Origin of the sequence: Kribbella catacumbae DSM 19601 (genome assembly GCF_000372465.1) — a bacterium.
GTDB classification, from domain to species: domain Bacteria; phylum Actinomycetota; class Actinomycetes; order Propionibacteriales; family Kribbellaceae; genus Kribbella; species Kribbella catacumbae.
Map to the genome: position 1 here is coordinate 102,594 of NZ_AQUZ01000026.1, position 24,351 is coordinate 126,944.

Annotated in this window: 31 protein-coding genes; 20 read left to right on the forward strand and 11 right to left on the reverse strand. The window is 69.0% G+C overall.

Features of this window, described 5'->3' with window-relative positions; genetic code table 11:
• Positions 1-27: 27 nt before the first annotated feature.
• Both A3ES_RS0125385 and A3ES_RS0125390 read left to right on the forward strand, forming a co-directional pair.
• Positions 28-633, forward strand: a complete 606-nt coding sequence (locus A3ES_RS0125385; protein ID WP_020389654.1) for a methyltransferase family protein — start codon at positions 28-30, stop codon at positions 631-633.
• Positions 630-860: an MMPL family transporter gene (locus A3ES_RS0125390; protein ID WP_020389655.1), complete on the forward strand. Its 231-nt coding sequence runs from the start codon at positions 630-632 to the stop codon at positions 858-860. The genes A3ES_RS0125385 and A3ES_RS0125390 overlap by 4 nt, the downstream gene beginning before the upstream one ends.
• Positions 861-940: 80 nt before the next feature.
• Here A3ES_RS0125390 and A3ES_RS0125395 read toward each other — a convergent pair whose 3' ends face one another.
• Together A3ES_RS0125395 and A3ES_RS48365 are read right to left on the reverse strand one after the other, a co-directional pair.
• Positions 941-1,789, reverse strand: coding sequence for a VldE C-terminal domain-containing protein (locus tag A3ES_RS0125395; protein ID WP_083933681.1), 849 nt, complete (start codon positions 1,787-1,789; stop codon positions 941-943).
• A gap of 239 nt (positions 1,790-2,028) precedes the next feature.
• A complete protein-coding gene (locus A3ES_RS48365; protein WP_157630743.1) occupies positions 2,029-3,279 on the reverse strand; it encodes a heavy-metal-associated domain-containing protein in 1,251 nt (416 codons plus the stop codon).
• A 150-nt stretch (positions 3,280-3,429) separates the two neighbouring features.
• Here A3ES_RS48365 and A3ES_RS0125405 point away from each other — a divergent pair, with 150 nt between their 5' ends.
• From A3ES_RS0125405 to A3ES_RS48370, 4 genes are read left to right on the forward strand one after another with little or no spacing between them, the layout of a single operon-like run.
• A complete protein-coding gene (locus A3ES_RS0125405) occupies positions 3,430-3,834 on the forward strand; it encodes an ArsR/SmtB family transcription factor (protein ID WP_051084804.1) in 405 nt (134 codons plus the stop codon).
• Complete coding sequence (locus A3ES_RS0125410; protein ID WP_020389659.1) at positions 3,831-5,792, forward strand: heavy metal translocating P-type ATPase; 1,962 nt, start codon at positions 3,831-3,833, stop codon at positions 5,790-5,792. The genes A3ES_RS0125405 and A3ES_RS0125410 overlap by 4 nt, the downstream gene beginning before the upstream one ends.
• Positions 5,792-6,328, forward strand: a complete 537-nt coding sequence (locus A3ES_RS0125415; protein WP_020389660.1) for a signal peptidase II — start codon at positions 5,792-5,794, stop codon at positions 6,326-6,328. Before A3ES_RS0125410 ends, A3ES_RS0125415 begins: the two co-directional genes overlap by 1 nt.
• Positions 6,325-6,666 (forward strand): hypothetical protein, encoded by a 342-nt coding sequence (locus tag A3ES_RS48370; protein ID WP_020389661.1) that lies wholly within the window; start codon positions 6,325-6,327, stop codon positions 6,664-6,666. The genes A3ES_RS0125415 and A3ES_RS48370 overlap by 4 nt, the downstream gene beginning before the upstream one ends.
• Positions 6,667-6,879: 213 nt before the next feature.
• On the opposite strand, the gene A3ES_RS0125430 is transcribed toward A3ES_RS48370, so the two are convergent.
• The 3 genes from A3ES_RS0125430 to A3ES_RS0125440 form a co-directional block, all read right to left on the reverse strand.
• Positions 6,880-8,112, reverse strand: coding sequence for an MFS transporter (locus A3ES_RS0125430; protein ID WP_020389663.1), 1,233 nt, complete (start codon positions 8,110-8,112; stop codon positions 6,880-6,882).
• A 104-nt stretch (positions 8,113-8,216) separates the two neighbouring features.
• Positions 8,217-8,465: an SHOCT domain-containing protein gene (locus tag A3ES_RS0125435; protein ID WP_020389664.1), complete on the reverse strand. Its 249-nt coding sequence runs from the start codon at positions 8,463-8,465 to the stop codon at positions 8,217-8,219.
• Positions 8,466-8,501: 36 nt separating this feature from the next.
• Positions 8,502-10,778: a heavy metal translocating P-type ATPase gene (locus tag A3ES_RS0125440; protein WP_020389665.1), complete on the reverse strand. Its 2,277-nt coding sequence runs from the start codon at positions 10,776-10,778 to the stop codon at positions 8,502-8,504.
• Positions 10,779-10,862: 84 nt separating this feature from the next.
• Here A3ES_RS0125440 and A3ES_RS0125445 point away from each other — a divergent pair, with 84 nt between their 5' ends.
• From A3ES_RS0125445 to A3ES_RS0125460, 4 genes are all read left to right on the forward strand, one after another.
• Positions 10,863-11,306, forward strand: a complete 444-nt coding sequence (locus A3ES_RS0125445; protein ID WP_026163184.1) for a heavy metal-responsive transcriptional regulator — start codon at positions 10,863-10,865, stop codon at positions 11,304-11,306.
• A gap of 80 nt (positions 11,307-11,386) precedes the next feature.
• A complete protein-coding gene (locus A3ES_RS0125450) occupies positions 11,387-11,887 on the forward strand; it encodes a hypothetical protein (RefSeq protein WP_157630744.1) in 501 nt (166 codons plus the stop codon).
• Positions 11,888-12,000: 113 nt separating this feature from the next.
• The gene (locus A3ES_RS0125455; protein ID WP_020389668.1) at positions 12,001-13,140 is read left to right on the forward strand and encodes a sulfite exporter TauE/SafE family protein; all 1,140 of its coding nucleotides are present in this window, start codon (positions 12,001-12,003) and stop codon (positions 13,138-13,140) included.
• 16 nt (positions 13,141-13,156) lie between these two features.
• Positions 13,157-13,378, forward strand: a complete 222-nt coding sequence (locus A3ES_RS0125460) for a heavy-metal-associated domain-containing protein (protein WP_020389669.1) — start codon at positions 13,157-13,159, stop codon at positions 13,376-13,378.
• A gap of 66 nt (positions 13,379-13,444) precedes the next feature.
• Here A3ES_RS0125460 and A3ES_RS51535 read toward each other — a convergent pair whose 3' ends face one another.
• The 3 genes from A3ES_RS51535 to A3ES_RS0125475 are packed head-to-tail and all read right to left on the reverse strand — an operon-like array spanning position 13,445 to position 16,631.
• A complete protein-coding gene (locus A3ES_RS51535) occupies positions 13,445-15,367 on the reverse strand; it encodes a copper resistance protein CopC (protein ID WP_237745046.1) in 1,923 nt (640 codons plus the stop codon).
• On the reverse strand, positions 15,346-16,266 hold the full coding sequence (locus A3ES_RS48380) for a M56 family metallopeptidase (protein ID WP_020389671.1): 921 nt from the start codon (positions 16,264-16,266) through the stop codon (positions 15,346-15,348). Before A3ES_RS48380 ends, A3ES_RS51535 begins: the two co-directional genes overlap by 22 nt.
• A complete protein-coding gene (locus A3ES_RS0125475) occupies positions 16,263-16,631 on the reverse strand; it encodes a BlaI/MecI/CopY family transcriptional regulator (protein WP_020389672.1) in 369 nt (122 codons plus the stop codon). Before A3ES_RS0125475 ends, A3ES_RS48380 begins: the two co-directional genes overlap by 4 nt.
• Positions 16,632-16,745: 114 nt before the next feature.
• On the opposite strand from A3ES_RS0125475, the gene A3ES_RS48385 reads away from it, so the two are divergent.
• Positions 16,746-17,285 (forward strand): cytochrome c biogenesis CcdA family protein, encoded by a 540-nt coding sequence (locus A3ES_RS48385; RefSeq protein ID WP_020389673.1) that lies wholly within the window; start codon positions 16,746-16,748, stop codon positions 17,283-17,285.
• Between the two features lie 62 nt (positions 17,286-17,347).
• Here the strand turns inward: A3ES_RS48385 and A3ES_RS48390 are convergent, their stop codons facing one another.
• Positions 17,348-17,788: a DUF2752 domain-containing protein gene (locus A3ES_RS48390; RefSeq protein ID WP_020389674.1), complete on the reverse strand. Its 441-nt coding sequence runs from the start codon at positions 17,786-17,788 to the stop codon at positions 17,348-17,350.
• Positions 17,789-18,427: 639 nt separating this feature from the next.
• Between A3ES_RS48390 and A3ES_RS0125495 the strand changes: the two genes are divergently transcribed.
• From A3ES_RS0125495 to merB (A3ES_RS0125525), 7 genes are all read left to right on the forward strand, one after another.
• The gene (locus A3ES_RS0125495; RefSeq protein ID WP_020389676.1) at positions 18,428-18,673 is read left to right on the forward strand and encodes a hypothetical protein; all 246 of its coding nucleotides are present in this window, start codon (positions 18,428-18,430) and stop codon (positions 18,671-18,673) included.
• Positions 18,673-18,984, forward strand: coding sequence for a hypothetical protein (locus A3ES_RS0125500; RefSeq protein WP_020389677.1), 312 nt, complete (start codon positions 18,673-18,675; stop codon positions 18,982-18,984). The genes A3ES_RS0125495 and A3ES_RS0125500 overlap by 1 nt, the downstream gene beginning before the upstream one ends.
• On the forward strand, positions 18,981-19,946 hold the full coding sequence (locus tag A3ES_RS0125505) for a F510_1955 family glycosylhydrolase (RefSeq protein WP_020389678.1): 966 nt from the start codon (positions 18,981-18,983) through the stop codon (positions 19,944-19,946). The genes A3ES_RS0125500 and A3ES_RS0125505 overlap by 4 nt, the downstream gene beginning before the upstream one ends.
• Positions 19,947-20,057: 111 nt before the next feature.
• The gene (locus tag A3ES_RS0125510) at positions 20,058-20,699 is read left to right on the forward strand and encodes a class I SAM-dependent methyltransferase (protein WP_020389679.1); all 642 of its coding nucleotides are present in this window, start codon (positions 20,058-20,060) and stop codon (positions 20,697-20,699) included.
• A gap of 110 nt (positions 20,700-20,809) precedes the next feature.
• Positions 20,810-21,217 carry a MerR family transcriptional regulator gene (locus A3ES_RS0125515; protein WP_020389680.1) on the forward strand — a complete coding sequence of 136 codons (408 nt, stop codon included), beginning with the start codon at positions 20,810-20,812 and terminating at the stop codon, positions 21,215-21,217.
• Positions 21,214-22,200, forward strand: coding sequence for an organomercurial lyase (gene merB, locus A3ES_RS0125520; protein WP_020389681.1), 987 nt, complete (start codon positions 21,214-21,216; stop codon positions 22,198-22,200). The genes A3ES_RS0125515 and merB (A3ES_RS0125520) overlap by 4 nt, the downstream gene beginning before the upstream one ends.
• 38 nt (positions 22,201-22,238) lie before the next feature.
• On the forward strand, positions 22,239-22,859 hold the full coding sequence (gene merB, locus A3ES_RS0125525) for an organomercurial lyase MerB (RefSeq protein ID WP_020389682.1): 621 nt from the start codon (positions 22,239-22,241) through the stop codon (positions 22,857-22,859).
• Positions 22,860-22,877: 18 nt separating this feature from the next.
• Here merB (A3ES_RS0125525) and A3ES_RS0125530 read toward each other — a convergent pair whose 3' ends face one another.
• Positions 22,878-23,177, reverse strand: a complete 300-nt coding sequence (locus A3ES_RS0125530) for a hypothetical protein (protein WP_020389683.1) — start codon at positions 23,175-23,177, stop codon at positions 22,878-22,880.
• 114 nt (positions 23,178-23,291) lie between these two features.
• Between A3ES_RS0125530 and A3ES_RS0125535 the strand changes: the two genes are divergently transcribed.
• Positions 23,292-23,585, forward strand: coding sequence for a hypothetical protein (locus A3ES_RS0125535; protein ID WP_020389684.1), 294 nt, complete (start codon positions 23,292-23,294; stop codon positions 23,583-23,585).
• Positions 23,586-23,985: 400 nt separating this feature from the next.
• Positions 23,986-24,156, forward strand: a complete 171-nt coding sequence (locus A3ES_RS52820) for a hypothetical protein (RefSeq protein ID WP_202806587.1) — start codon at positions 23,986-23,988, stop codon at positions 24,154-24,156.
• Positions 24,157-24,162: 6 nt separating this feature from the next.
• Here the strand turns inward: A3ES_RS52820 and A3ES_RS0125550 are convergent.
• Positions 24,163-24,351, reverse strand: a 189-nt coding sequence (locus A3ES_RS0125550) for a hypothetical protein (RefSeq protein ID WP_026163185.1), incomplete at its 5' end; no start/stop codon positions are given.

A 24,351-nucleotide genomic window follows, 5' to 3' on the forward strand; every position in this document is an offset into this window, starting at 1 on the left:
GCACCTGAGGCAAGGAAGGACTGCAAAGTGGCTGTCACCGCACTGGTGCTGTACGTCGGATGGTTCACCATCGCCTTCGGCGTCCGCTCGATCATGCAGCGGCGCCGTACCGGCGACACCGGCTTCCGCGGCCTGTCCGGCCGGCCTGGCTCCGCGCCATGGTTGGCCGGGGTTCTGTTCGCGCTAGCGATTCTCACCGGGCTGTGTGCCCCTATCGCGGCACTGCTCGGCCTCGAGCCGGTACCGGGCCTCAACGCCCAATGGGTACAGCTCACCGGCCTGGTTGTTGCCCTAGCTGGGATGGGGGCCACGAGCGCCAGCCAGGTCGCCATGGGCGCATCGTGGCGTGTCGGTGTCGACGCCGCCGAACGAACCGGACTGGTGACCTCCGGCGCGTTCGCGTGGGTACGCAACCCTGTCTTCACTGCCATGATCCTCACCGCCTCCGGACTGGCGCTGATGGCATCGAACGCGGTCGGCCTCGTGGGGGTGGCTGCGTTGATCATCGCCATTCAGCTGCAGGTCCGCGTGGTTGAGGAACCGTACCTGTCAAAGGTTCATGGCGACGCCTACAGCCGCTACGCGGCCCAGGTCGGCCGCTTCGTCCCAGCGGTCGGCCGGATCAGCAATTGACTGGCCGCTGGGCCGGGCGGGCGCCTGGGCGTCTCCTCGCTCTGGCGGCGTCCAACCTGACTGCTCTGAAGGTGATCGGCGTCGGCCTCACCCTCGCGGTCATACTCGACGCGACCATCATCCGCAGTCTTCTCGTGCCCGCGGTCATGCGACTGGCCGGCCAGGCCAACTGGTGGGCTCCCGCCCCGCTGCGGCGACTTCATCAGAGACTTGGACTCAACGATTGAGCACACCTAGAGCGGCGCGGCGATCACCGGCACAGAAGGGATCGCGGCCGTTTGCTTTCGTCCGTACGTCGAATCGCTGCTCAGGCGGTGCCGGAGTTGCCGTACACGGAGACGTGGACGTGATCCTCGTGGTTGGCCGTGGCGCCGCCGCGGTCCTCCATCGAGCGCCAGCCATCGCTACTGCGCTGGACCGTCCAGATCTGCCGGCTGTAGATCAGTTCGCTGATGCCGAGCTTCTTGCGGTTGGCGCGCAGCCAGTCGGCAACTCTTTGGCCTTCGGAACCGCTGACCATCACATCCAGCCCTCGGCCGCTGGAGTGCTCGCTGCCGGAGTCGCCCGAGCGCAGACCACCGTAGGAGGTGATGTTGGGGAACTTGTTGCAGATCGCCCGGTGGACACGGACAGCATCGGCTGTGAGGCCGTTCTCGACCGAGGACCCCGACTTGCAGGCTTCCTGGGAGATACCACCGGCCACCGGCTTGGTGGCGGACAGGTACTGCGCCTTGACCCAGCGGACCACGCCATCGCGGACGATCTGGGCCCAGACGCCATCGACCTCGCCCGTGACTGCGACCTTGCTGCCTTTCTCCAGAACAGTCAGCAGGCTGCCGGTACCAGCGGCCGCGGACCAGACGTTCACATCGGTGGTGGTGTACTTGCTGCCCGCGATCTTCGCCGGCGGAAGGTTCTTTACGCCGTCGGCCGCCCTGATCTTCGCCCCGGCGGGCTTGGGAATCGGAGCTTGCTTCTTCAGGTGCTTCGCGACCGGCGAAGCCTTCTGCGCCTGGGTGGTGATGTCCGGTGGGGGGCGGAGAGCATCGCGGCTCGTCGGCGCCTCACGCTTCAACTGCAGGGGCGAGCTGGCGGCAACCGCATCCGTCGCCGAGGGAGCCAGGTCGATGAAGGCGACCGCCGAACCAGTGGCCATCAGAGCCACCGCCGCACCCGGGACAGCAACCTTCACAATGCTGGGGCGGATCACCTTCGGGCGCGGTTGACGGTGCTGCGCCTGCCTGTGCCGTCCTTCAGCCACTGAAGCTCCGCCCATCTGACGCGATCGAGACGCTGTCGACCGGTGGAGTCAAGCACACTTCCTGGCAGGTCCCCGACCTGACCAGGAGTTTTAACGAAGTACGAACATCACGCACAGCATGTGCTCTGGGCGGCTTAGCAGCCGTCGGGCGGAATCACGGTGTAGCCGCGGCCACGGATGGCCTCGAAGCACTGGTCGCGGACTTCGGCGTTGGGGAAAGCGGCCACCACCTGCTTCGTGTCCAGATCTATGCCGTTCACGACGATGCCGTGTGACTCGAGCACAGCAGTGGTGGTGTTCGTGCAGTGCGAGCACGTCATATCGGGCACCTCGAAGACCTGGTCTGTCGTGTCCATACCGGTTTCCTCTCGTTGATCCGGGGCGCCAACTACTTCCACCAGCTCGAGCAAACGAACGAAGGTCTCGACGAAGGTGTCGACCACGCCGGGCAAGACAGTGAACCGCCGCCCGTCGACTACGGCCGTCATGTTGGCGAGGCAGCGCGGATGCTCCCCTGTCGGTAACAGCGCGTACTGCTTCGAGATCACGCCAAGTTCGCGGTCGTACTTACGCAGCGCTTGCTCGATCGACAGACCTTCCTCGGCCGTGGCGCGACGCATCACAGCCTTCGCGTCAGAGATCGCGGCGTCCTTCATCGCCCTCAACATCGCGGCAGAGTCGCTGGTGTAGCGGACCGTGCTGTCGGCGTGGCTCATCAACGAGGCCGGGATCATGCCGCGACGAAACGTGGACGACTGCAAACCCCAGAACCAGGTGTTCGCAACCATCGCGAAGATCCCGGAATCCCGCAGCCCACGAGCGAAAACCGCGGCGTCGCGGTACGGCGTCTGGTCAGCCAGCCAGGCGTGCTGCACCAGAGCACGTGCCGTGGTGTCGAGCCCCACCCGGAGAATCTCCACCGGCTCCCGATCCGTGGTTGTCGACGTCATCGCCACACGGCCCTCAGTGCTGACCGCAGCCACCCCAGCCACCAGGCGCTTGTCAGCGGCCAACGCCCGCCACAACGCCAAGGTCGTCTCCCGGGCCACCACTAGCACCACCGGTCCAAGGTCGCTCGGACCGCAGTGCGCCACATTCACGATGCCATCGCTGTCATGCCACCTCACGCGGTGGGTGGCACTCGTCACCATCTCGGGCCCGCAGGGCCGCATCCGTGAACGCAGATAGTCCAGCTGCGCCGCGTTCAGATGACTGCCGGGCTCGCTGACCATCGGCACCAGCTCAGGGTCGATCCGCCGAGGACCGCCCAGGAATCGCTCGTCGACACCCGAACCGAACAAACCGGGACCGGCGACGGCGGCCAGCACTGCCGCAGCCGCCGCACGGTCGTACCGATCCGTAGGAGCATTCGCATCGACAGACACTCGGCTGACCTCCTGAACGACGTACACGACCACAGCCGGACCGCCCAACCGAGCAGCTCAAGTCTAGGAAGACCTGCTGCAGTTGGCGCGCTACAGCGCGTCACCAGAGTCGGCTCGACGCCAACCGATTCGGGCCGCTATCATCGGCGTATGGCGATGATAGCGGTGGATACTCCGTCGGCGGCCGACCTCTTGCGCGGGGCCGCCTTGTTCCATGGGTTGGCGGATCGGACCCGGCTGGCGATCGTGGCGCAGCTGGCCGGAGGCGAGCGGCGCGTGGTCGACCTGACCAACACCCTCGGACTGGCCCAGGGCACAGTGTCGGGACACCTGGCCTGCCTGCGCGACTGCGGCCTGGTCGTTGCCCGGCCCGAGGGACGACAGATGTTCTACTCGCTGGCCCACCCCGAGTTGATGGACCTGCTCGCCGCCGCGGAGCAGCTGCTCGCGCTGACCGGTGATGCGGTCGCGCTGTGCCCCAATTACGGCTGCGACACCGACACTGACTCCTCGCTCGACGTGGCGCCTGCCGCACAGAAGCGCGGCGCGAAGTGACGGACGCCTGCGGCTGCGGGGACGACGAGCCCCGCGGCGAGGAACTGGAAGAGCACGAACCGGAACGGCTGTGGGAGGTCAGCGAACTGCGTCTCGCCGCCGCCGCGGGCGTTTTCTTGCTGGCCGCCTGGATCGCCGACCTGCAAGGCGCGGCCGGGTCGGTGGTCACCGCCCTGAACTCGGTGGCGTTGCTGCTGGGCGCGTGGACCTTCGTTCCGGGCACTTTGAAGCGGCTGGTCAAGGGCAAGATCGGCGTCGGGACGCTGATGACGATCGCCGCCGTGGGCGCGGTGATTCTGGGCGAGGTCGCCGAGGCCGCGATGCTGGCGTTCCTCTACTCGATCAGCGAGGGCCTGGAGGAGTACGCCGTCGCGCGGACCCGCCGCGGACTGCGGGCGCTGCTGTCGCTGGTGCCGACCGAGGCCACCGTGCTGCGCGACGGTCGGCAGGTCACCGTCGAGCCCGCTCAGCTGCGGGTCGGGGACCTGCTGTTGGTGCGTCCTGGTGAGCGGGTCGCGACCGACGGCGTGATCCGCACCGGCCGGTCCGCGCTGGACGTGTCGGCGCTGACCGGTGAATCGCTGCCGGTCGAGAGCAGCCCCGGTGATGCGGTGTATGCGGGGTCGATCAACGGAACCGGTGTTCTCGAGATCGAGGTCACCACCACCGCCCAGGACAACTCCCTCGCAAGGATCGTGAAGATCGTCGAGGCCGAACAGTCCCGCAAGGGCAACGCCCAGCGGCTGGCCGACCGGATCGCGAAACCACTGGTGCCCGGCATCATGATCCTGGCCGCCGCGATCGCCATCGCCGGCAGCCTGCTGGACGATCCGCGCGTCTGGATCGAGCGTGCTCTTGTTGTCCTGGTCGCCGCGTCGCCGTGTGCCTTGGCGATCGCGGTGCCGGTCACCGTCGTCGCCGCGATCGGCGCGGCCAGCCGCATCGGCGCCCTGGTCAAGGGCGGCGCCGCGCTCGAAGCACTGGGCCGGATCCGCGCAGTCGCGCTGGACAAGACCGGCACCCTGACCCGCAACCAGCCGACCGTGGTCGACGTCGCCACCACCGACGGGCACACCCGCGACGAGGTACTCGACATCGCCGCCGCGCTGGAATCGCAAAGCGAGCACCCCCTCGCCCGGGCCATCCTGGCCGCCGTCGACGGCCACAGTTCCGCGACCGGTGTCGAGGCGATCACCGGCGCCGGTCTGAGCGGCACCGTCAACGGCCGCCCGGCCCGCCTGGGTCGTCCGGGCTGGATCGAGGCAGGTGACCTGGCCGATCGGGTGACCGGGATGCAGGAGGCCGGTGCCACCGCGGTCCTGGTCGAGCACGACGGCCAGCTGATCGGTGCGGTCGCGGTTCGCGACGACCTGCGACCCGAAGCGGTCGAGGTGGTCGCCCGGCTGCGCGCCGACGGCTACACCGTGGCGATGCTGACCGGTGACAATCAGCGCACCGCGTCCGCGCTCGCCGCCCAGGCCGGCATCACCGACGTGTACGCCGACCTGCTTCCCGAGGACAAGTCAGCCATCATCACCCGGCTGCGGGAGAAGTCACCGACCGCGATGGTCGGTGACGGCGTCAACGACGCCCCTGCACTGGCGACCGCAGACGTCGGGATCGCAATGGGTGCCATGGGCACCGATGTCGCGATCGAGACGGCCGACGTCGCGCTGATGGGTGAAGACCTGCGGCACCTGCCGCACACGATGAACCACGCGCGCCGTTCCAGGACGATCATGCTGCAAAACGTCGGGTTGTCCCTGGGTCTGATCACCGTACTGATCCCGCTGGCCGCGTTCGGTGTGCTGGGTCTGGCCGCGGTAGTACTGGTGCACGAGCTCGCCGAGATCATCGTCATCGGCAACGGCGTCCGCGCCGGCCGCGCCCGGCCCCTGCCTCCCGCCCCGGCGTCCCAGCCTGCGACCGCGCCAGCCACCGCCACGGCCGGTGCCTGATGAGCAGCGTCGGAGCCGGCCGTCGCCGCGGGCTGTTGTTGACCGCGGCCGGGTTCGCAGGAGTGGACCTGGCCGCGAAGGCCCTCGCCGAAACCCGCCTGGGCGACGCGTCGGTCGATCTCGGGGTGCTGCAGCTGCGGCTGTTGTTCAACGACGGGGTCGCGTTCGGGCTCGGTGACGCGCTGCCGTCCTGGGTTGTGGTGGCGTTCACCGCAGCGGTCACCGTCGCGATGATCGTGTATGGCTGGCGGCACGCGCCTGGTGCCGGCTGGGTGCAGCGGCTGGCCGGTGGTGCTGTGATCGGTGGCGCAGCGGCCAATGTGATCGACCGGCTGCCGGACGGTGTCGTCACCGACTACCTCCATACCGGCTGGTGGCCCACCTTCAACCTGGCCGACACCTTCCCCGTCGTCGGCCTGCTCATCTTCACCCTCACCACCTTCCGCGACCAGCGTCCAGCCAAACCATCAGCGCCGGAACCTGGTGCGGACTCCGGCAAGGCCGCCGACGAGCCACGACTATTGAACCCGTGGTGAGCACCGACCGGGCCGCACTGACCCGGCGCGGCCTGCAGCTGGCGTGGCTCATCGTCGTGTGGGACGTCATCGAGGGCGCCGTGGCCGTCACCGCCGGGCTCGCGTCCGGCTCCATCGCCCTGGTCGGATTCGGCATCGACTCGGCGATCGAGGTCTTCGCCGCCTCCGTCGTCATCTGGCAGCTGCGCGGTGGATCGACCGCACGGCAACGCCCCGCGCTGAAGGCGATCTCGGGCACATTCTTCGTACTGGCCGCCTACGTCACCTTCGAGGCGATCCGTGACCTGGTCCCAACGCCGGCGCACATCCGAACAAGTCGCGAGGTACGTAACAGATGAAGCTCAACGCCAACGCCCAGATCTCGATCGGGATCGCCGCGGCCTTCGCCGTAGTGGTCGCGATCTTGCTGGCCCGTCAACGAAGCCGGCAACGACTCTGAGCCTTCGGCGGCGGGCGGCGCAGCGGCCACTGACAGCGACAGGCATGAACGGCTGGTGCGGTCCCGCAGCCACAAGCTCGGTACCGCGCCCGATAACAAGGCCACCTTCGCCTCACCTATGGCGGTTGGCGCGGATCCCGGACCAGCCGACGGCGGCTGCGGCGAGGAGTAGCCCGGCGCCGAGGTAGTAGACGGCGCGGATGCCGAGGGTGTCGGCGAGTAGCCCACCGAGGAGCAGGGACAGGAGTCGCCCGGTCTGCCAGAGCATGTCGAAGCTGGCGAAGATCCGGCCGCGGAGCCGTTCGGGTGTCTCGGCTTGGAGCAGGGAGTTGAAGGTGACTGCGCCGGTGGAGGTGCCGATCCCGTAGGCGATGAGGGCGGCCAGCGAGGAGACGAGTCCGGTGACTGTGGCGAGCACGGCGTCGACGGCGGCACGTAGAACAAAGGGTCCGAAGACGTACCCGGGTTGCCGCGGGTTGTCGGTGAGCCTGGTCAACAGGAGAGGTCCGGTGGCGGCGCCGAGGCCGATGGCGCCGAGCATCAGCCCGTAGTCACTGGCACCGAGTTGGAGGTGTTCGCGGGCGAGGACGACGAGCAGGGCTCCGGTGGCGCCGGCCGACAGCGCGGCGAGGAACTGCCCTGTCGCGAGTGCCCGCAGCAGGCGGTCTCGGGTCAGGACGGCGATGCCCTCGCGCAGGTCGGCGGGCCACGACGACCGCCTATCGCCCTCTCTTGGGACCGTCGGCACTACCAGTCGGTGCAGGATTGCCGCCGAAATCAGATAGCTGGCGGCGTTGATCCAGAACGCCCAGCGATACCCAGATGCGGCGACCACCACGCCGGCCAGCGGCGCCAAGGCGACCTGGGAGACCACCGCCGCCGTCCACAGCCCGCTGTTGGCCGCGACCAGGTCGCGTTCCCGCACGATCGCCGGAAGGACGGATTGGGCTGCGGGGTTGAAGAAGACCGCTCCGGCGGACAGGCCCACCGCCACCGCGTACACGGCTGCGACCGAGCTGTCCACGAACGGCAACGCCAACGCGAACGCGAGCGCGGCGCGGGCCAGGTCGGCGCTGATCATCACCCGCACCCGTGGCAGCCGGTCCGCCAAGGCGCCGGCGAATGGCGCCAGCAGCAACACGGGGATGATCTCGGCGACCACGATGCCCGATACTCCGAGGGCGGACCCGGTCAGTGAGTAGACCAGGAGCGCCAGCGCCACGGTGTTGAACGCATCGCCCCACTGCGACACGGTCCGCGCGGCCCACAGCCGCCGGTACGACGGTTGGCGCAGCAGTCCGCGGAGGGAGGGCCGGGCATCGGCGACATCATCCAACTTGGGCACCCATCAGCTTGGCTGGCGAAGGCAGCCGAAATGTTGCCCCAGGCCCAGGCTGGTGCCGCCGCTTGTCATTCAGGCATCCCAGTTCGTGGTGGGGTGGTTCCTCACTATTGGGACAGGCCCGATCGGCGGATCAGGTACTCGTCCTCGTCGATCTCGCCGGCGGCGTAGCGGTGGCGCAAGAGTTCCAGGGGCGCGTCGTGTGCTGTGCTCGCTGGCGCAGACTGCTGATGGTTCTTCGCGGGTTCGAGTCCGCGTCGTACCAGTAGGCCGACTCCGAGCGCCAGCAGGCCAATGGCGAGGAGGATCCAGACAAGCATCCAGGCCGCCATGCCGCCGTTCATCATGTCCATCATTTCTGTACAGCTCCGTTCCATAGCTGGCATTCCGTTTTAGGGTTCGCTGCGGAAGCGGCGCAGGCGCAGGCTGTTGGAGACGACGAAGACGCTGGAGAAGGCCATTGCCGCTCCGGCGATGAGCGGGTTGAGCAGGCCCAGCGCAGCCAGGGGCAATGCGGCGATGTTGTAGGCGAACGCCCAGAACAGATTGCCCTTGATGGTGTGCAGCGTGCGCCGCGCGAGCCGGATCGCGTCGACCGCGGCGCGCAGATCGCCACGGACCAGGGTGAGGTCGCTGGCCTCGATGGCCACGTCGGTACCGGTGCCCATCGCCAGTCCGAGGTCGGCCTGCGCGAGCGCGGCGGCGTCGTTGACGCCATCGCCGACCATCGCCACCACTCGACCCTCGTCCTGCAGCCGCTTGACCACGTCGACCTTGTCTTTTGGCAGCACCTCGGCGTACACCTCGTCGATGCCGACCTCGGCGGCCACCGCACGCGCGGCCGTTTCGTTGTCGCCGGTGAGCAGTACGGGCCGCAGCCCGAGCGACCGCAGCCCCCGGATCGCCTCGGCCGAGCTGGATTTGACCGTGTCGGCGACCACGAGCACGCCGCGGGAGCGGCCGTCCCAGGCCACACCGACGACGGTCCGGCCTTGCGACTCGGCTTCCTTGGTGGCGAGCTGCAGCTCTTCTGGCAGAGGGAGATCCGCATTGTTCAGCAGCGTCGTGCGCCCGACCAGCACCGCGTGGCCTTCGACCGTCCCCTGTACCCCGAGGCCTTCGAGATTTGCGAAGTGCTCGACGGGAGGGAGCTCGCCGACGCGGTCCTGGGCGGTGGTCGCGATGGCCTTCGCGATGGGGTGTTCGGAGGCGTGCTCAAGGGCGCCGGCGACGCGCAGCACCTCGGTCTCGTCGATGCCCTGACTGGGGTGCACGCTGATCAGGCTCATCTTGCCGGTGGTGACGGTGCCGGTCTTGTCCAGTACGACGGTGTCGACCCGGCGGGTGGACTCCAGCACTTCCGGGCCCTTGATCAGGATGCCGAGCTGGGCGCCGCGGCCGGTGCCGACCAGTAGCGCTGTCGGGGTTGCGAGGCCGAGCCCGCAGGGGCAGGCGATGATGAGCACCGCTACGGCTGAGCTGAAGGCAGCGGCCGCCCCGGCGCCTGCTCCCAGCCAGAACCCGAGTGTCACCACGGCCAGCACGATGACGATCGGCACGAATACGGCCGAGACCCGGTCGGCCAGGCGCTGGATCTCGGCCTTGCCGCTCTGGGCCTCCTCGACCAGCTGGGCCATCTGGGCCAGCTGGGTGTCGGAGCCGATCCGGGTGGCGCGCACTATCAGCCGGCCGCCGGCGTTGACGCAGGCGCCGGCTACCGCGTCGCCTGCCTCGACCTCGACCGGGACCGGTTCGCCGGTGAGCATGCTGGCGTCGATGGCGGATGTTCCCTGTTCGATGACGCCGTCGGTGGCGATCTTCTCGCCCGGGCGGACGACGAACAGGTCGCCCACGGCCAGCTCCTCTACCGGGATCCGCTGCTCGCGACCGTCGCGCAGTACGGCGACGTCCTTGGCGCCGAGTTCCAGCAGCGCCCTCAGTGCGGCGCCGGCACGGCGCTTCGAGCGGGCCTCGAAGAATCTCCCGGACAGGATGGCCGCGGTCAGACCGGTGGCCACCTCGAGGTAGATGTTGCCGGCGGCGGCCGAGCGTTCGACGCTGAGGCTGAACGTGTGCCGCATCCCGGGCTCGCCAGCGGTGCCGAAGAACAGCGCGTACAGCGACCACAGGAACGCCGCGCCCACACCGACAGAGATCAGCGTGTCCATCGTCGCCGTGCCGTGCCGGGCGTTGGCCCAGGTGGCGCGGTGGAACGGCCAGGCGCCCCACACCACGACAGGAACGGCGAGGGTGAGCGACAGCCACTGCCAGTTGGTGAACTGCAACGGCGGCACCATTGCCAGCGCGATCACCGGCACCGCCAGCACGAGCGAGATCACCATCCGTTGCCGCAGCGAACGGGTGTGCTCGTCGTACCCGTCCTCGCTCGTGGGCGCCTCGCCGTCGGCGTGTTGGGCGATTGCGGGCAGGGTCGCGGTGTAGCCGGTGTCCTCGACCACCCGCACCAGGTCCTCGGGCTGCAGTCCGGGCGGGAACTCGACCCGAGCCTTCTCGGTGGCGTAGTTGACGGTGGCGGCCACGCCCTCGAGCTTGTTGAGCTTGCGCTCGATCCGCGCCGCGCACGACGCGCAGGTCATCCCGCCGATCGCGAGTTCGATCTGCCGCGGGGCCGTCGTCAGAGCGCTGTCGTTGCGCGGCGTCGATGTCATGGTTGCCTGCCAGTACGTCCGATGGTGACTGCTGATACCCCCAGCATGAACCTTCCAGTACGATGGAAGGTCAAGGGAGGCGTGATGAAGATCGGCGAACTGGCCGCCGCCAGCGGCACGACATCCAAGACGATCCGGTTCTACGAGCAGTCCGGGGTGCTGCCCGAGCCCACGCGGACGCCGAGCGGCTACCGCGACTACGGCCCTGAGTTCATCGACCGGCTGAGTTTCATCCGCCGCGCACAGGCCGCCGGGCTGTCGCTGCGAGAGATCCGGCAGATCCTTGCCGTCCATGACCGCGGCGAAGCGCCCTGTGGCCACGTCCGCGGCGTGCTCACCGCAAGGCTGGACCAGGTCCGGGCGCAGATCGCCGAACTGGTCACGCTCGAGGAGCATCTGGACTCCCTGCTCGCCCATGCGCAACAGAGTCCGCCGACCGATCACGACTCGTCGGTGGTCTGCTGGATCCTCGAAACCGACCCCGATGCGCCCGCAGAGACCACCGTGGCGGGCACACCTGCTCACTGACCAGTGCGAACCGTGCAGACCGAGCAACCGCGGGCCGATGACCACTCCGTCGCTGAGCTGCCTCCAGTACGCTGACTCGCGTGGCGGCAGCGACCCGGCTTGCACGAACCGCGCGAGGAGATCTCGCGCGGCTCGTTGCCGTGATTGCCGTCTTCGCCGGTCTCGTCCTCGCGCACGGCATGCAATGCAGTAGCACCATGGACGCGACCGTGTCCGCCGGCCACGTGTGCGCGGGCGGCGTCGTGCACGACAACGACGTACTGGCCGCAGCAGGCATGGTTCACGACCAGGCGCAGGCAGGCATCGGCACCAGGATTTCCACGGACCCGGGTGCCCCGACGGCCGCAGGGGTAGCAGCGGTCCTTCTCGTCGCGGTTCCGGACGCGCCGGGATCGGGCGGCCTGCTCGTCAGCTGCCTGGCGCTTGTGATCGGCGTTGTCGTGATGGCCGTGTTTGCCGGTTTGCGGCCGGGCTTGCGGTGGATCCGCGCTCTGGCGCCGAGCCGGCGACGCATCGCGCTGCTCAGCGTCGTTCAGCCGCGGGCAGTGAGCCTTGCGGAACTTTGCCTGCTGCGCACGTAGGAGGACTCCGTCCGCGCCACCCTTGACCGGGCCGCGCCGGCTTTCGGCTGAACACCAGCACTCGGCTGGAACATCCTTCAACGTCCTCGCTCTGTCTTCGCAGGAGGCTCTTCGTGAATCTCACCGCTGTCTTGATGACCGGCCTGTTCGCCGGTGGTGTGTCCTGCGCCGCCGTACAGGGCGGCCTGCTCACCGGCCTGGTCTCCCGGCAACGCGCCGCAACCTCGGCTCCCGCCGGGTCCACACAACCCACATCCCCATCCCGCCGCACCAAGGGCCGCACCCGGCACTCCACCCCGGCCAAGGCCCGTGCAGGATCGGCGCTCGCCGTCAACGCCACGGATCGACCGGGCTGGCGTGCCCAACTCGGCGACGACCTCGCCCCGATCGGCGGGTTCCTGACCGGCAAGCTGGTCTCGCACACTCTGTTCGGTGCGTTGCTGGGTGCCGTCGGCGGCGCGGTGCAGCTGTCCGTCGGAGCGCGCACGGTGCTGCAGGTCGGCGCCGGCTTGCTGATCATCGTCTTCGGCCTGGCCCAGCTCGGCGTGCCGGGCTTCCGCGGCATCGTCGTCGAGCCGCCCCAGTCCTGGATGAAGCTGGTCCGCAACCGGGCCCGCTCCCAGGCCGCGATGGCACCCGCCCTGCTCGGTCTGGCGACGGTCCTCATCCCGTGCGGGGTGACCTTGTCGGTGGAGGCGCTCGCGTTGGCGTCGGGCTCCGCCGCGGCCGGTGCGGCGACCATGGCGGTGTTCGTGCTGGGAACAGGTCCGCTGTTCGCGGTGCTCGGGTACGCCGCCCGCAAGGCGGCAACCGCCTGGCGCGGCCGGCTGGCCGCGGTCACCGGGCTGGTCGTTCTCGGGATGGGGCTCTACACCCTCAACGGCGGCCTCGAACTCGCCGGGTCACCGCTAGCGGCCAGCCGGATCGCCGAAACAGCCGGCGGTTCTGAGCCACCGGCCGACACAACGGCCGCGTCGACCGTGAACGGCCGGCAGACCGTCGTGATCACTGCGCGCAGCGGCTCCTACCGCCCCGGCAACGTCCAGGCCCAGTCCGGCGTGCCCACCACTTTGGTCGTCAGGTCAGACGGCGCGCGCGGCTGCATCCGCTCGTTCGTGGTCCCTTCACACAACAAGCAAGCCGTGTTGCCCGAGAACGGCGAGACCAAGATCGAGCTCGGCGTCCTGAAGCCCGGCCGGCTCGAGTACGCCTGCGGCATGGGCATGTACACCGGCACCATCACCGTCGTCTGAAACCAGGGAGAACCCGATGGCTATCGCGACTGTCACCTTCGAGGTGTCAGGGATGCACTGCGGCAGCTGCGCGCTGCTGATCGACGACGCGCTCGAGGATCTGCCGGGCGTGAACAGCACCCACACCAGCGTCAAGGCCGGCCGCACCGTCGTCGACCTCGACCCCGACCAGGTCGGGGTCGCGGAGGTCGTTGCCACGATCAGCGAGCTCGGTTACCAGGCCACGCCAGCCAGCTGATCACTGTCCGGCCTCGGCCAGCCCCAACCGTGCGACCACGCCTGGTGTGCGACCGGCCGGGGTCGGCTATCGCGGGTAGGTGAACGTGCGCTTGGTCAGGTGCTTCGGCGCCGCGAGTGTCTCGGCGATGATGCGGTACGACGCGTCGACCTCGAGCTTGACCTGGATGCCTTCTGCGGGGAGGCCGAAGGTCAGGACGCTGCCGCCGCCCGGCCGGGCACCCACCACGACCTCAGGATCGGGAGGGCTGCCGTAAGGCTCGCTGTCGAGGAACTCGTCGCCGCCCACGGTCACCGTCTGCGGCTTCGGCGCGGCTTGGGAGGTGTCGCTGGTGACGGTTTCGACGACGCGGATCGAAGATTGCGCCAACATCGCCGCGCGGACCCGGGGCAGCACATTGCTGGCGACAACCGGCGCCCAATGGATCGGGAAGACTGCTGCGCCCCCGTGCCACCCGGGTGCGTCGACCCGCAGGTCGACGTACCCGGTGCCGGGCCGCCACGCCACCGGCCCGACAAAGCAGCCCGGGCCGCACGGCCGGAGCGCCACGGTGCCTGCGGGCGCACCCGGAGTATTCACCCGCGCCGCCACGCGATACTGCGGGGGTTGGGAGTCACCGAGCTGCACACCATCGTCAGGCACCCGCAGCCGCACCTCGAGCTGATTCTCGCTCGCCGCAATCCCGACGGCGATCTGGCCGGCGAGCGTACCCAGCCGGATGACCGGCCCAGAGGCCGGTGCGGGATAGCCGATGTCGCTGGTGGCCGGTGCCGGGGTGGGCAGCGAGACGAGGACGGCCGTGGCGGCCAGGACCGCAACCAACGTGGTGGCCTCAGCTCGCGCCGGCCGGGGCGCTGATGATGCCGAAGTCGCGGACAGCCGGCGCCGCGCGAACCAGGCCAGCACGGCGACCACAGCGACCAGCGCCAGCTTCACCAGCAACGTCCGCCCGTACGCCGTACCGGTCAGCGCCCCAAAGCTCGGCACCAGCAGCAGCGTGGCCACCGTGCCGGTGGCCACGACGAGACCGAACAGCCACAGCGCCAGCCGCGAATAGGCACGAAATGCAGAACCAACCCGGGCATTGCCGCCCCGATTGGTGTGGGCGACGCGGAGAAGATGAATCAACGCACCCAGCCAGACGCTGATCGACAGCAGATGGACCGCAACAACGAGGGCACCGGCCACGCCCCGCTGCGTGCCCAGATGGTTCCGCAACGACTCGGCCGCGACCACAGCAAGCACGGGCCAGACGACAAGCCAGGTGCGGCTACGGCGGGCAAGGACTGCGACCACCGCGAACCCCAGGCTCTCGACCCCCAGCACGTACCCGGCCCGCCCGACCCCATCGGTCGCGACCACGACCTGGGCCAGCAGACCCGCCGCGGCCAGCGAGCCGGCCACGGCCGCTGGCACGACGAGCGACCGCGGTCGAGCTGCCTCAGGAACGTTCCGGCGGGCGATCCGCTCGCCGACCAGGCCGCCCAGCACGCCGACCAGGCTGAGGAAGAACAGCCACCGCAACACCGTGACCAGCCCGAACGCCGGCGCGGCGACCGTTTCGCGGCCGCGCAACCCGGCCGCGGTGGTGGCGACCGCGAAGTCGAACCCCGCATCCACGACATCGCCGTCCTGGGCGGTCACCTGCCAGCGCACCACATACCTGCCGGCCGGCAGGTCCTCCAGCAGATTCACGACCAGGCGCCGACCGCCCTGCTCGCGGATCACCTCGGAGCTGCGGACCGGCTTGCGATCACCGTCTTCGATCCGTACGCCGCGCGGCTCGACGCTGACCGGTTCGTCGAACACCAGCGTGACCTGGTGCGGCGCGGAGCCGACCGAGTAGCCGGCCTCCGGACTGGTGGTCAGCAGCGTGGGATGCGCGCTGGCCGGCAACGCCGTACCGAATGCAAGCAGCCCCACCGCGCACGCGACCAGGGCGACTCGGCGGACCGATGCCAGCATGCTCAGCCGAACAGCAGTGGACACGCCGCCAGCCCAGCCGCCACGACGGCGGGCAGCCCAGCCAGCAGCACAGGAACCGCCAGCACAGCAACGGCGGCCCCGGCACCACCGGCGCGGGTCGCCACCGGCAACCTGCGCGGCGGGTCGAGCAGCCGCTCCACCCGGGCCAGGACCCGGCCGCCACCCGCGGCCAGGCTCACGGCTGGACCGTCGCCAGTCCCGAGCTGGGCGATCGCCCAGGCGAGGCTGTTGCGGGACTCGCCGCGAACTGCACGGTCGTCGGCCAGCAACTCCACCAGATCGACGGTCGCCTCGTGCAGGCCCCGGAAGACCGGAACCCCCGGAAAGGCCCGGGCCACAACGGCTGCCCAGCTGACGACCAGATGGTGCCGCCCGGCCAGATGGGCCCGTTCGTGGGCGAGCACCGCGCGCAACTCGGATGGCTCGAGCATCCTCAACGCGGTGTCGGTCAGCACGACCCGATCGGTACCCGGCACGCAGTACGCCGAGGCTGTCGCAGCGGCCACGACCGTTGCGTCAAGCAACGAGTCGTGGTGACCGACCAGACTGAGCAGCTGGATGTGCCGCCGGCGCTCGGCCCGCTGGATGCGGGTCATCGCCGCCGCGACGAATGCCAATCGGGCGAGCAGCAGAACCGGCAGGAGCAGCCCGGCGACCACGGTCAGGACGCCGGCCGCCGCGTCGGACCCGACCAACGCCTCCAGGCACGCGGCCAGCCGGCCAGGTGCGGCCACGCAGCTGATGCCGGCCAGGGCCACCGCCAGCAGACCAGACCCGCCGGCGGCCTGCCAGAGCATGAGCGTCAGCCGCGGGGACCGCCGTGTCCACGCTCCGGCGAGCAACCGCGGCGCCAGGCCGGCCACCGCCAGGGCATAGGCGAACAACAGCAAGGTGATCGTCATCGGCGACCAGACCCACGGTGTTTCCGCAGCGCCTTGCGTACCGCCTCGGCCTCTGCATCCGTCATCGCGTCGACGAACCGCAGCAGCGTGGTCGCGTTATCACCGCTGCTGTCGAGGGCCTCGCGCATCAACTCGGCGCTGTACGCCTGGCGGGTCGACACCGGGCTGTACCGGTAGGCGCGGCGGTCGAGATCCCGGGTCAGCCAGCCCTTGCGGTGCAGGTTGTCCAGCACCGTCATCACCGTGGTGTAGGCCAGATCGCGGTCCTTGTTGAGGTCGGCAAGAAGTTCGCGCACCGTGGCCGGCTGCTGCCACGACCACAGCCGATCCATGATGGCCGCCTCGAGATCACCGAACCCGCGCACGCAACCCGTTCCTCTCTCGATCGGCTCCCGCACCGGAACTCCCGGTGCCAGACCGTCGTTGACCAGAGCACCAGCCTATCAACTAACGTGCATAGTAGTTGCGGGTGCCACCAGATGCGGAGGACCACCAGCTACGGCGTCGCGTTCGGCGCAGTCGGCACCGTTCTGCTCACCCACCAGGTCGCCATCACCCGTGTTCTCGGCGCACTGACCATTCTGCTCGGCCTGATGTTCGCCGGACTCCTCGACCGCGTCCCGTTCAGTGGACGGAGTATCCGGATCGGCTACCGGCCGAAGGTCGGTATCGCCGGCGCCCCGCTGCTCGGGGTGATGTTCGGGGTCGGCTGGACACCCTGCATCGGCCGCACCCTGGCGGCCGTCCTGGCCCTGTCCACCACCACCGGCGGCGCCGGTCGCGGCGCCGTACTGTCCTTCGCCTACAGCCTCGGCCTGGGCATCCCGTTCCTGCTGACCGCAGCCGGAATGCAGCGCGCCGTCACCACGCTCGCGTTCGCCCGCCGCCACACCCGCCCGGTCATGCGCCTCGGTGGGCTCTTCCTCGTCGTTGTCGGCGTACTGCAGGTGTCCGGGATCTGGTCGCTGCTGATCTATCGCCTGCAGGGACTGGTCGCGGGCTGGCAATCGCCGCTCTGACCAGCGCACCGACGCAGAAAACCCAGCGGCCTTCGAGCACAGCAGGACACGGGAGGCGTGCCCTAGCTGGGCCAGGCCGCCATCAGCAGGTCGGCATGGAACTGCTGGCGCACCTCGAGGGCCGCCACCGCGAGCACCAGCAGCAGGACCAGCACCCGCCGTCTGCCCACCCGGACGGTGACCCATCGGCCGGACAGCGCGCCGAGCATCGTGCGCAGCAGCACCAGGGCAGCGGCCGCGGCGAGCGGGAACACGACCGGGTTGTAGGTCCACGCGCCGGTCAAGTCGCCCTGGGAGAGCAGGAACGCCGCGCGTGTCCCACCACACAGCGGGTCCATGATCCCGACATGGTGCAACGGGCCGTGCAGATCCACCCTGGGCACACCGGACACCGCCAGGACCGTGCCCGCCGCCACCGCAAGCAAGCTGAACCGGGTGACCGAGCGGTGAGTGTCGTGCGCCGCGAACGACAGCATGGGTGCATCGCGCTCGATCACGGTCACTGGTCTGCGATGGGCTCGAAGGCGAGCAAGGCCGACGAGCCACCCGAGCCGATCTCCAAGCTGCCGCAACACCGTTCTCCTCACTCCATACCGCCTGCCTGAACGGCTGGTGACGACCCACGGGAACTCCGCAGCCGGTCCAGCCGGATGTACTATCGGCGATAGTACTAAGGATCTTCGGATTGATGGGAGTGTGGCGCGGTCCTGCGGACGGCGACACCTGCAGGCCTCGCGCTGTTTGTAACCACCCTGCTCGGCAACTACACCGGGTTCACACTCCTGCCGTTCGACCAGCACTACTTCATCGGGCAGGTCGGCGGCTTCGGGCACATCCTGTGGGGCCTCATGCACTGGGAGTAGCTGAGGAACGAACCCGAATCACGACACACATCAACAACTATGCTGGATAGTAGATACAGGTCTTGGAGGACCGAATGCGAGCCTTTTACCGAACACTGCTCGTCGGCGCCGGGGTGATCAGCGCTGCGGCCACGATCGTCACGCCCGCCGCGGCCAGCGGACCCAGGGAAACCCGGGCATGGAACGAATGCACGAGCTGATGATGCGCGGCGCTTCACCGTCCGATCACGGTTCCAGGCAGTCCCAGAAGATCATCAACCAGCGTTTGGAGGAATCGTTATGACACAGACGGTGTACGTGGCAGAGGGGCTGTATTCGCTGGCATTACTGGCCTGCCCTGTAGGGATGGGCCTGATGATGTGGATGATGATGCGCGGCAAGAAACAACCCGACCAAAGCCAGGAGGGTCCAGGCCCGTCCCAGACCGACGCCGAACTCACGAGACTGCGCGCCGAACTCGACCAGCTGCGCAGCGAGGCAAGGGACCGGAGCGCCCCGCCGGGCAGGCCGAGCGGATCGAGCTGATGTCGACCTGGCTCGCGCTCGCCGTCCCGCTCGCCGCGATCGGCCTGACCTACGTGTTCTGCATTCGCCCGATGCGCCGAGGCCACTGCCACATGGGTGGATCCGCCAAGGACCAGGCCGCCGAATTGAAGCGGCGCGAGGAGATCGACCAGTTGCGGACGGAGATCGCGCAGGCCCGCCGCGATCTCCCGACCCACCCGTCGCGGACCCAGGCACCATCAGAAGACGGGTACGGCAGTGCTCCTACTCGCATCACCGGTGGCACAGTGGACGGCCCCGGCCTGCGACAAAACCGAAGGAACGGCACATGACCCGACCCGCGCCGCGCAGGCACCCTCCCGGAACGAAGACCCGCCGGGCCGGTAGCAGCGGAACCCAGCCGCCGCCACCCGCGCGCGACAAGCGCCGGATCGCCACCGCGGTGCTGCTGCTCCTGCTGGCCGTCGGCCTCGTCGTCGTCGCGCTCACGCGCGCGCTCGGCTCCGACGGCGACTCGGAATCGAGGACCGGCGGTGGCGCCGACCCAGGCATCGCGCACGTTCACGGTCTCGGCGTCGACCCGGGCGACAAGACGCTGTACGCGGCCACCCACTTCGGCGTCTTCCGGATCCCGGCACAAGGCGCCCCGACCCGGATCGCGGACCGGTTCCAGGACACGATGGGCTTCACCGTCGTCGGCCCGCGCCACTTCCTCGGCAGCGGCCACCCCGACCCCCTCGAGGGCAAGCCGCCGAACCTCGGACTGATCGAATCCACCGACGCTGGCGAAACCTGGCGCGACCGATCCCTCAGCGGACAGGCCGACTTCCACTCCCTCCAAGCCGCCCACGGCCAGGTCTTCGGCTACAACAGCACCAGCGGCACGCTGATGGTCAGCAGCGACAAGGTGACCTGGGACAAACGCGCCGCGCTGCCCATGGCCGACTTCGCGGTCAGCCCAGCCGGCCCCGAGGTCCTCATCGCCACGACCGAGAACGGCCCCGCGAAGAGCGCCGACGGCGGCCGCACCTTCGCGATCATCGACGGGGCACCTCCCCTGCTGTTCGTGTCGTGGCCAGAACCAGGAGCGCTGTACGGGATCACCCCCTCCGGCGCGGTCGTCCTCAGCCCGGACCAAGGCAAGACCTGGCAGCAGCAAGGCTCACTCGACGGCCGCCCGGCCGCACTCACCGCCACCGACGCCACCACCGTCTACGCAGCCACCGACACCGGCATCTACGAGTCCACCAACGCCGGCAAGACATTCACACCGCGATACCACATCAAGCGATAGGCACCGACGAACGGCGCGAAACGACGGCGTGCACAACCTGGCCCGTCCCTCAACGCAGATCGATCCGGGCGAGGCCTGAGACAACCTCAACCGAGCCGGAGACCCAGCACCATGAACGACCTGTCATCATTTCGACATCCCCGCTTCGCACGCACCTACCAGAAGGTCAGCGCGGACTCCGAACGCCGCGGTACCGCCGAACACCTCGATCGCACCCTCGCCGGCCTCACCGGACGGGTGATCGAGATCGGCCCCGGCAACGGCATGAACTTCCCGCACGACCCGCCGACCGTCACCGAAGTCGTCGCCGTCGAACCCGACGACACCCTCCGCGAGCTCGCTGAACAGGCGGCAATCACCGCATCCGTTCCGGTCCAGGTGGTCGCCGGGCACGCCGACGCGTTGACCTTCGACGACGCCAGCTTCGATGCCGCGGTCGCCTCGCTGGTGCTGTGCTCAGTACCCAACCCCAGCCACAGCCTGGCCGAACTGCGGCGAGTGCTGAAACCCGCGGGACAGCTACGGTTCTTCGAACATGTCCGCTCCAACAACCCAGTGATAGGCACGCTGCAAGACATCATCACCCCCGTGTGGTCCGCTGTCGGCGGAGGCTGTCACCTCAACCGCGAAACCCTCACCGAGATCACCGCAGCTGGCTTCGAGATCGACCAGCTCGACCGATTCGCCTACCGACCTCTGAAGTTCGCACCGCCGCATACCCACATCCTCGGACGCGCACGCAGGCCAAGCTGATGCTGTCAGCGGCAGCAGATGAGCGCCTCGATCTAATCGATCCCCTGTGGTAGCCGACGCGATCGCGAAGGCTTGACTCCGTAGTTGGGTCCGGGGTTGACGATGGGGTCATGCGAACCAGTGAGCTGGCCGACCGGGCCGGGGTGAACACCGAGACGCTGCGGTACTACGAGCGGCGGGGACTGCTGACCGAGCCGCCCCGCACACCAGGCGGCTACCGTGACTACCCGGCCGCGTCGGTGGGGTTGCTGCGGTTCATCAAGCGTGCCCAGGAACTCGGATTCACCCTCGATGAGGTCGAGGAGCTGCTGCACCTGGACAACGGCGGACCGGACAGTTGCGACGCGGCCCGGGCGCTGGCCGAGCACCGCCGCGACGACCTGGCGGCCCGGATCCGCGACCTGCAACGCATGCACGACTCCCTCGCCGATCTGGTCGCGACCTGCGACCTGCCCCGCGCCGACCGCAGCTGCGCGCTGCTCGAGGCGATCACCGACTCCGCGGAGGGGATCCGATGAACCTGGAAGTCCTGCACGTCCCCGACTGCCCGAACCTGCCACCACTGCTGGAACGCCTCGCACAGGTCACCGATCTGCCGGTCACGACCCGGCAGATCGACACCGACGAGGACGCCGCCCGGTACGGGATGGCCGGCTCGCCCACGCTGCTGATCGATGGGGTGGATCCGTTCGCCGCGGTCGGCGGCCGCGAGTGCGGAGTGTCGTGCCGCCTCTACCGCGACCCCGACGGCCGCATCGTCGCAGCACCGTCGGTCGAACAGCTACACACCGCGCTCGCCACCGCCTTAGCCAACCCCGCGCCGGGCGAACAGCACCAGACCGAGCCGCCCGGTGAGGTACTGAGCGCGTGGCGAACCCTCGCCCTGCCGCTGGACCCGGTCGACAAGGCCGTGCAGCAGGCGATCCTGCGCTCATTCGCCACCACCGGCCAGCCTCCCGTTCCCAGCGACCTGGACGAGGTGACCGCCGGCAGCGGACGCAGCACTGACGAGGTGCTGACCGCGCTGCACAACGGCGACGCGATCCGCCTGGCACCGAACGGCGAAATCGCGGTGGCCTACCCGTTCTCGGCTGCACCCACCCGGCACCGGGTCCGGATCAGCACCCCAGCCGGCGACAGCGTGGACGTCTACGCGATGTGCGCGATCGACGCGCTCGGCATCGCCCCCATGCTCGAACGAGACACCTTGATCGAATCCGTCGACGTCACCACCGGCCAGCCGGTCACCGTCACCAGCCGGAACGGCCGCGCAACCTGGGACCCGTCCACAGCGGTCGTGTTCATCGGGGCCACCGCCGGCGGCGGCCCGTCAGCGGACTGCTGCTGCGACTACCTGAACTTCTTCACCGACCACGCCGCGGCCGAGGCCTGGACCGCCATCCACCCGCACGTTCCCGGGCAGATCCTCAACCCGGCCGAAGCCGAGAACCTCGGCGCCCGCCTCTTCGGGCACCTCCTCACGCCGGCCACCCGGCCGTAACCGTCCGGGGCGCGACCTTCCCGAAAGGCGAAACACAGATGACCGCAACCGCTGAGATCGAGCGCCTGGTAACGCTTGTGCAGGCCCAGTTCGGGCTGCCCGACCTGATGCCGCACCTGACCCGGCTGCTCGCCGCCGGGCAGCCGGTCACGATCCAGCAGGCCGCCGCCGCTGGCGGCTGGCAAGACCACGAGCTGCGCGCCGAGCTGGACCGGCACCCCGGCGTCGACTGGGACGACGACGGCCGCATCGCCGGGTTCGGCATGACCCTGCGACCGACCCCGCACCGGTTCACCTTCGACGACCGCACCGTCTACGCGTTCTGCGCCAGCGACACCTTCGAGTTCCCGGTCATCCTCGGCAAACCCGGCCTGGTCGAGTCCACATGCGCCGCCACCGGCCGACCGATCCGGGTCGAACTCACCCCCGACCACGTCGGGTCCGTCGACCCGCCACAAGCGGTGGTGTCCAAGGTGCGGCCCGATCACGCCGTCGCCGACGTCCGCGCCGAGATCTGCAACCTCGGCAACTTCTTCAGTACCCCCGACGCCGCCGGCGACTGGCTCACCCACAACCCACACGGCCAGATCGCCACCGTCGCGGACGACTTCGAGATCACCCGCCAAGCCATCATCCGACTCGGCTGGGCCGACGCCTGAACCCCACCGCTCGCCAGGTCAGGGCAGGTGACGGTCGATCCGCCGCAACAGGCCACCGATCACCGGAAGCTCGTGCCAGCGGTGGCCGACCACCCACTCCCGCGCCGAGCGCACCATTCCCCGCAGCCGCGTCCCGCGGGACGGGCGCAGCTGATCTTCCCGCTCTTCGGCCCTGCGTTGCAGGAACCGGGCGCACCCCAGACAGACACCGACCTCGGGGTGGGCACCCAACCGCACCAGGTCTCGATCATCGAACTCACGGGCACAACACCAGCACACCGGCGTCGATTGCTGGACACTCTCCGGCGCAACAGTCATAGGCCCATCCTCCGCGCCGCCACCCACCAATAGCTATCTACCCGAACGGGCCCATCCACACCGCGCCCCGAGTCCTAAGCTCGAAGTAGGTCACCAACCAGCGAGGTGGAAGCGATGTTGACGCGAACTCCCCAGTTGCGGATCTCCGGGCACGGTGCAGGCCTGCGCCTCAGGCACCGCGGCAGCTGGCAGCGCGATCCGCTCCAGGCGGTCCAGGAATGCTGCCGAGCGTCGATCGCGCTCGACAAGGCGCTCGGCGAAGCTGTCCGAGAAGCCCTCGCGACAGGCGCCTCATGGCGTGACATCGGACTGGCACTCGGCGTCACCGAGAAAGCCGAAACAGATCAAGACGTCATCAACGCCCTCGCCCAGGCAAAGCGCGCCGTCTGGACCCGGTACTGGAACTAGCCCCCGCCGGCGCATCACCGGCGGTCGACAGAGCTCAGTGAAGGAACCCGTTCCAATTCATCTCGAACCGTCTTCCGCCTGGCATGCCGTGGGGCCTGGGCAGCTCACTTTCGGGCCCGGGCGAATTCCAACCGACCGGCCCGAGCAAGTCGGGCGCCGGCTTGCCCACTTCAGCAGTGTTGCCTCAGACAAGAGCTGCGCGCCACACCGTACCGGTCCCGGACCCCGTTGCTGGCCGATCTCAGCTCGCCGCCGGGTCGGCTCAAGACCCGAGGACGATCGAAGACTGCCAGCAGCAGCCGAAGCCACGGCGCGGGCTCGTCAGCCGCGGCAAGTCGACGCGGTTCTGTTCGCCACCGGCTACCGCCCACACCTGCCGTACCTGCGGAATCTCGAAGCGTTGAACCCCGACGGAATGCCGCTGCACCGGCAAGAAATCTCTACCACCCATCCCCGCCTTGCCTACCTGGGGATCGAGTTCCAGCGATCGTTCTCGTCGAACACCCTGCGCGGCGTACACCGGGACGCGAGATTCGTCGCCGGCGCGTTGAAGCAGCAACTGACTCGCTGACAGTTGCTACCCGGCGAAGACCCGCGGAAGGTTGCGACCGGTCAGCGCGATGCGGATGAGGCTGGCCGGTACCGCGAAGGCCATCGCCCAGGTCATCGCCGGAGCGGCGAGGGCGACAGCCGTGAGCATGCCGAGGTCGAGCAGGATCAACACTACGCTCGCCGGCCCGGCGAGCCGGACCGCCGCGCGGTTGTT

Bases quoted from the DNA above. Each gene is read 5' to 3' on its own strand.
- merB (WP_020389682.1), top strand. From the start codon at position 22,239: ATGACCGCAACCGCTGAGATCGAGCGCCTGGTAACGCTTGTGCAGGCC.
- A3ES_RS0125530 (WP_020389683.1), bottom strand. From the start codon at position 23,177: ATGACTGTTGCGCCGGAGAGTGTCCAGCAATCGACGCCGGTGTGCTGG.
- A3ES_RS0125395 (WP_083933681.1), bottom strand. From the start codon at position 1,789: ATGGCCACTGGTTCGGCGGTCGCCTTCATCGACCTGGCTCCCTCGGCG.
- A3ES_RS0125500 (WP_020389677.1), top strand. From the start codon at position 18,673: ATGTCGACCTGGCTCGCGCTCGCCGTCCCGCTCGCCGCGATCGGCCTG.
- A3ES_RS0125510 (WP_020389679.1), top strand. From the start codon at position 20,058: ATGAACGACCTGTCATCATTTCGACATCCCCGCTTCGCACGCACCTAC.
- A3ES_RS0125505 (WP_020389678.1), top strand. From the start codon at position 18,981: ATGACCCGACCCGCGCCGCGCAGGCACCCTCCCGGAACGAAGACCCGC.
- A3ES_RS48385 (WP_020389673.1), top strand. From the start codon at position 16,746: ATGCGGAGGACCACCAGCTACGGCGTCGCGTTCGGCGCAGTCGGCACC.
- A3ES_RS0125460 (WP_020389669.1), top strand. From the start codon at position 13,157: ATGGCTATCGCGACTGTCACCTTCGAGGTGTCAGGGATGCACTGCGGC.
- A3ES_RS48380 (WP_020389671.1), bottom strand. From the start codon at position 16,266: ATGACGATCACCTTGCTGTTGTTCGCCTATGCCCTGGCGGTGGCCGGC.
- merB (WP_020389681.1), top strand. From the start codon at position 21,214: ATGAACCTGGAAGTCCTGCACGTCCCCGACTGCCCGAACCTGCCACCA.
- A3ES_RS0125445 (WP_026163184.1), top strand. From the start codon at position 10,863: ATGAAGATCGGCGAACTGGCCGCCGCCAGCGGCACGACATCCAAGACG.
- A3ES_RS0125415 (WP_020389660.1), top strand. From the start codon at position 5,792: ATGAGCAGCGTCGGAGCCGGCCGTCGCCGCGGGCTGTTGTTGACCGCG.
- A3ES_RS0125435 (WP_020389664.1), bottom strand. From the start codon at position 8,465: ATGATGGACATGATGAACGGCGGCATGGCGGCCTGGATGCTTGTCTGG.
- A3ES_RS0125405 (WP_051084804.1), top strand. From the start codon at position 3,430: ATGGCGATGATAGCGGTGGATACTCCGTCGGCGGCCGACCTCTTGCGC.
- A3ES_RS0125515 (WP_020389680.1), top strand. From the start codon at position 20,810: ATGCGAACCAGTGAGCTGGCCGACCGGGCCGGGGTGAACACCGAGACG.
- A3ES_RS0125495 (WP_020389676.1), top strand. From the start codon at position 18,428: ATGACACAGACGGTGTACGTGGCAGAGGGGCTGTATTCGCTGGCATTA.
- A3ES_RS0125440 (WP_020389665.1), bottom strand. From the start codon at position 10,778: ATGACATCGACGCCGCGCAACGACAGCGCTCTGACGACGGCCCCGCGG.
- A3ES_RS0125535 (WP_020389684.1), top strand. From the start codon at position 23,292: ATGTTGACGCGAACTCCCCAGTTGCGGATCTCCGGGCACGGTGCAGGC.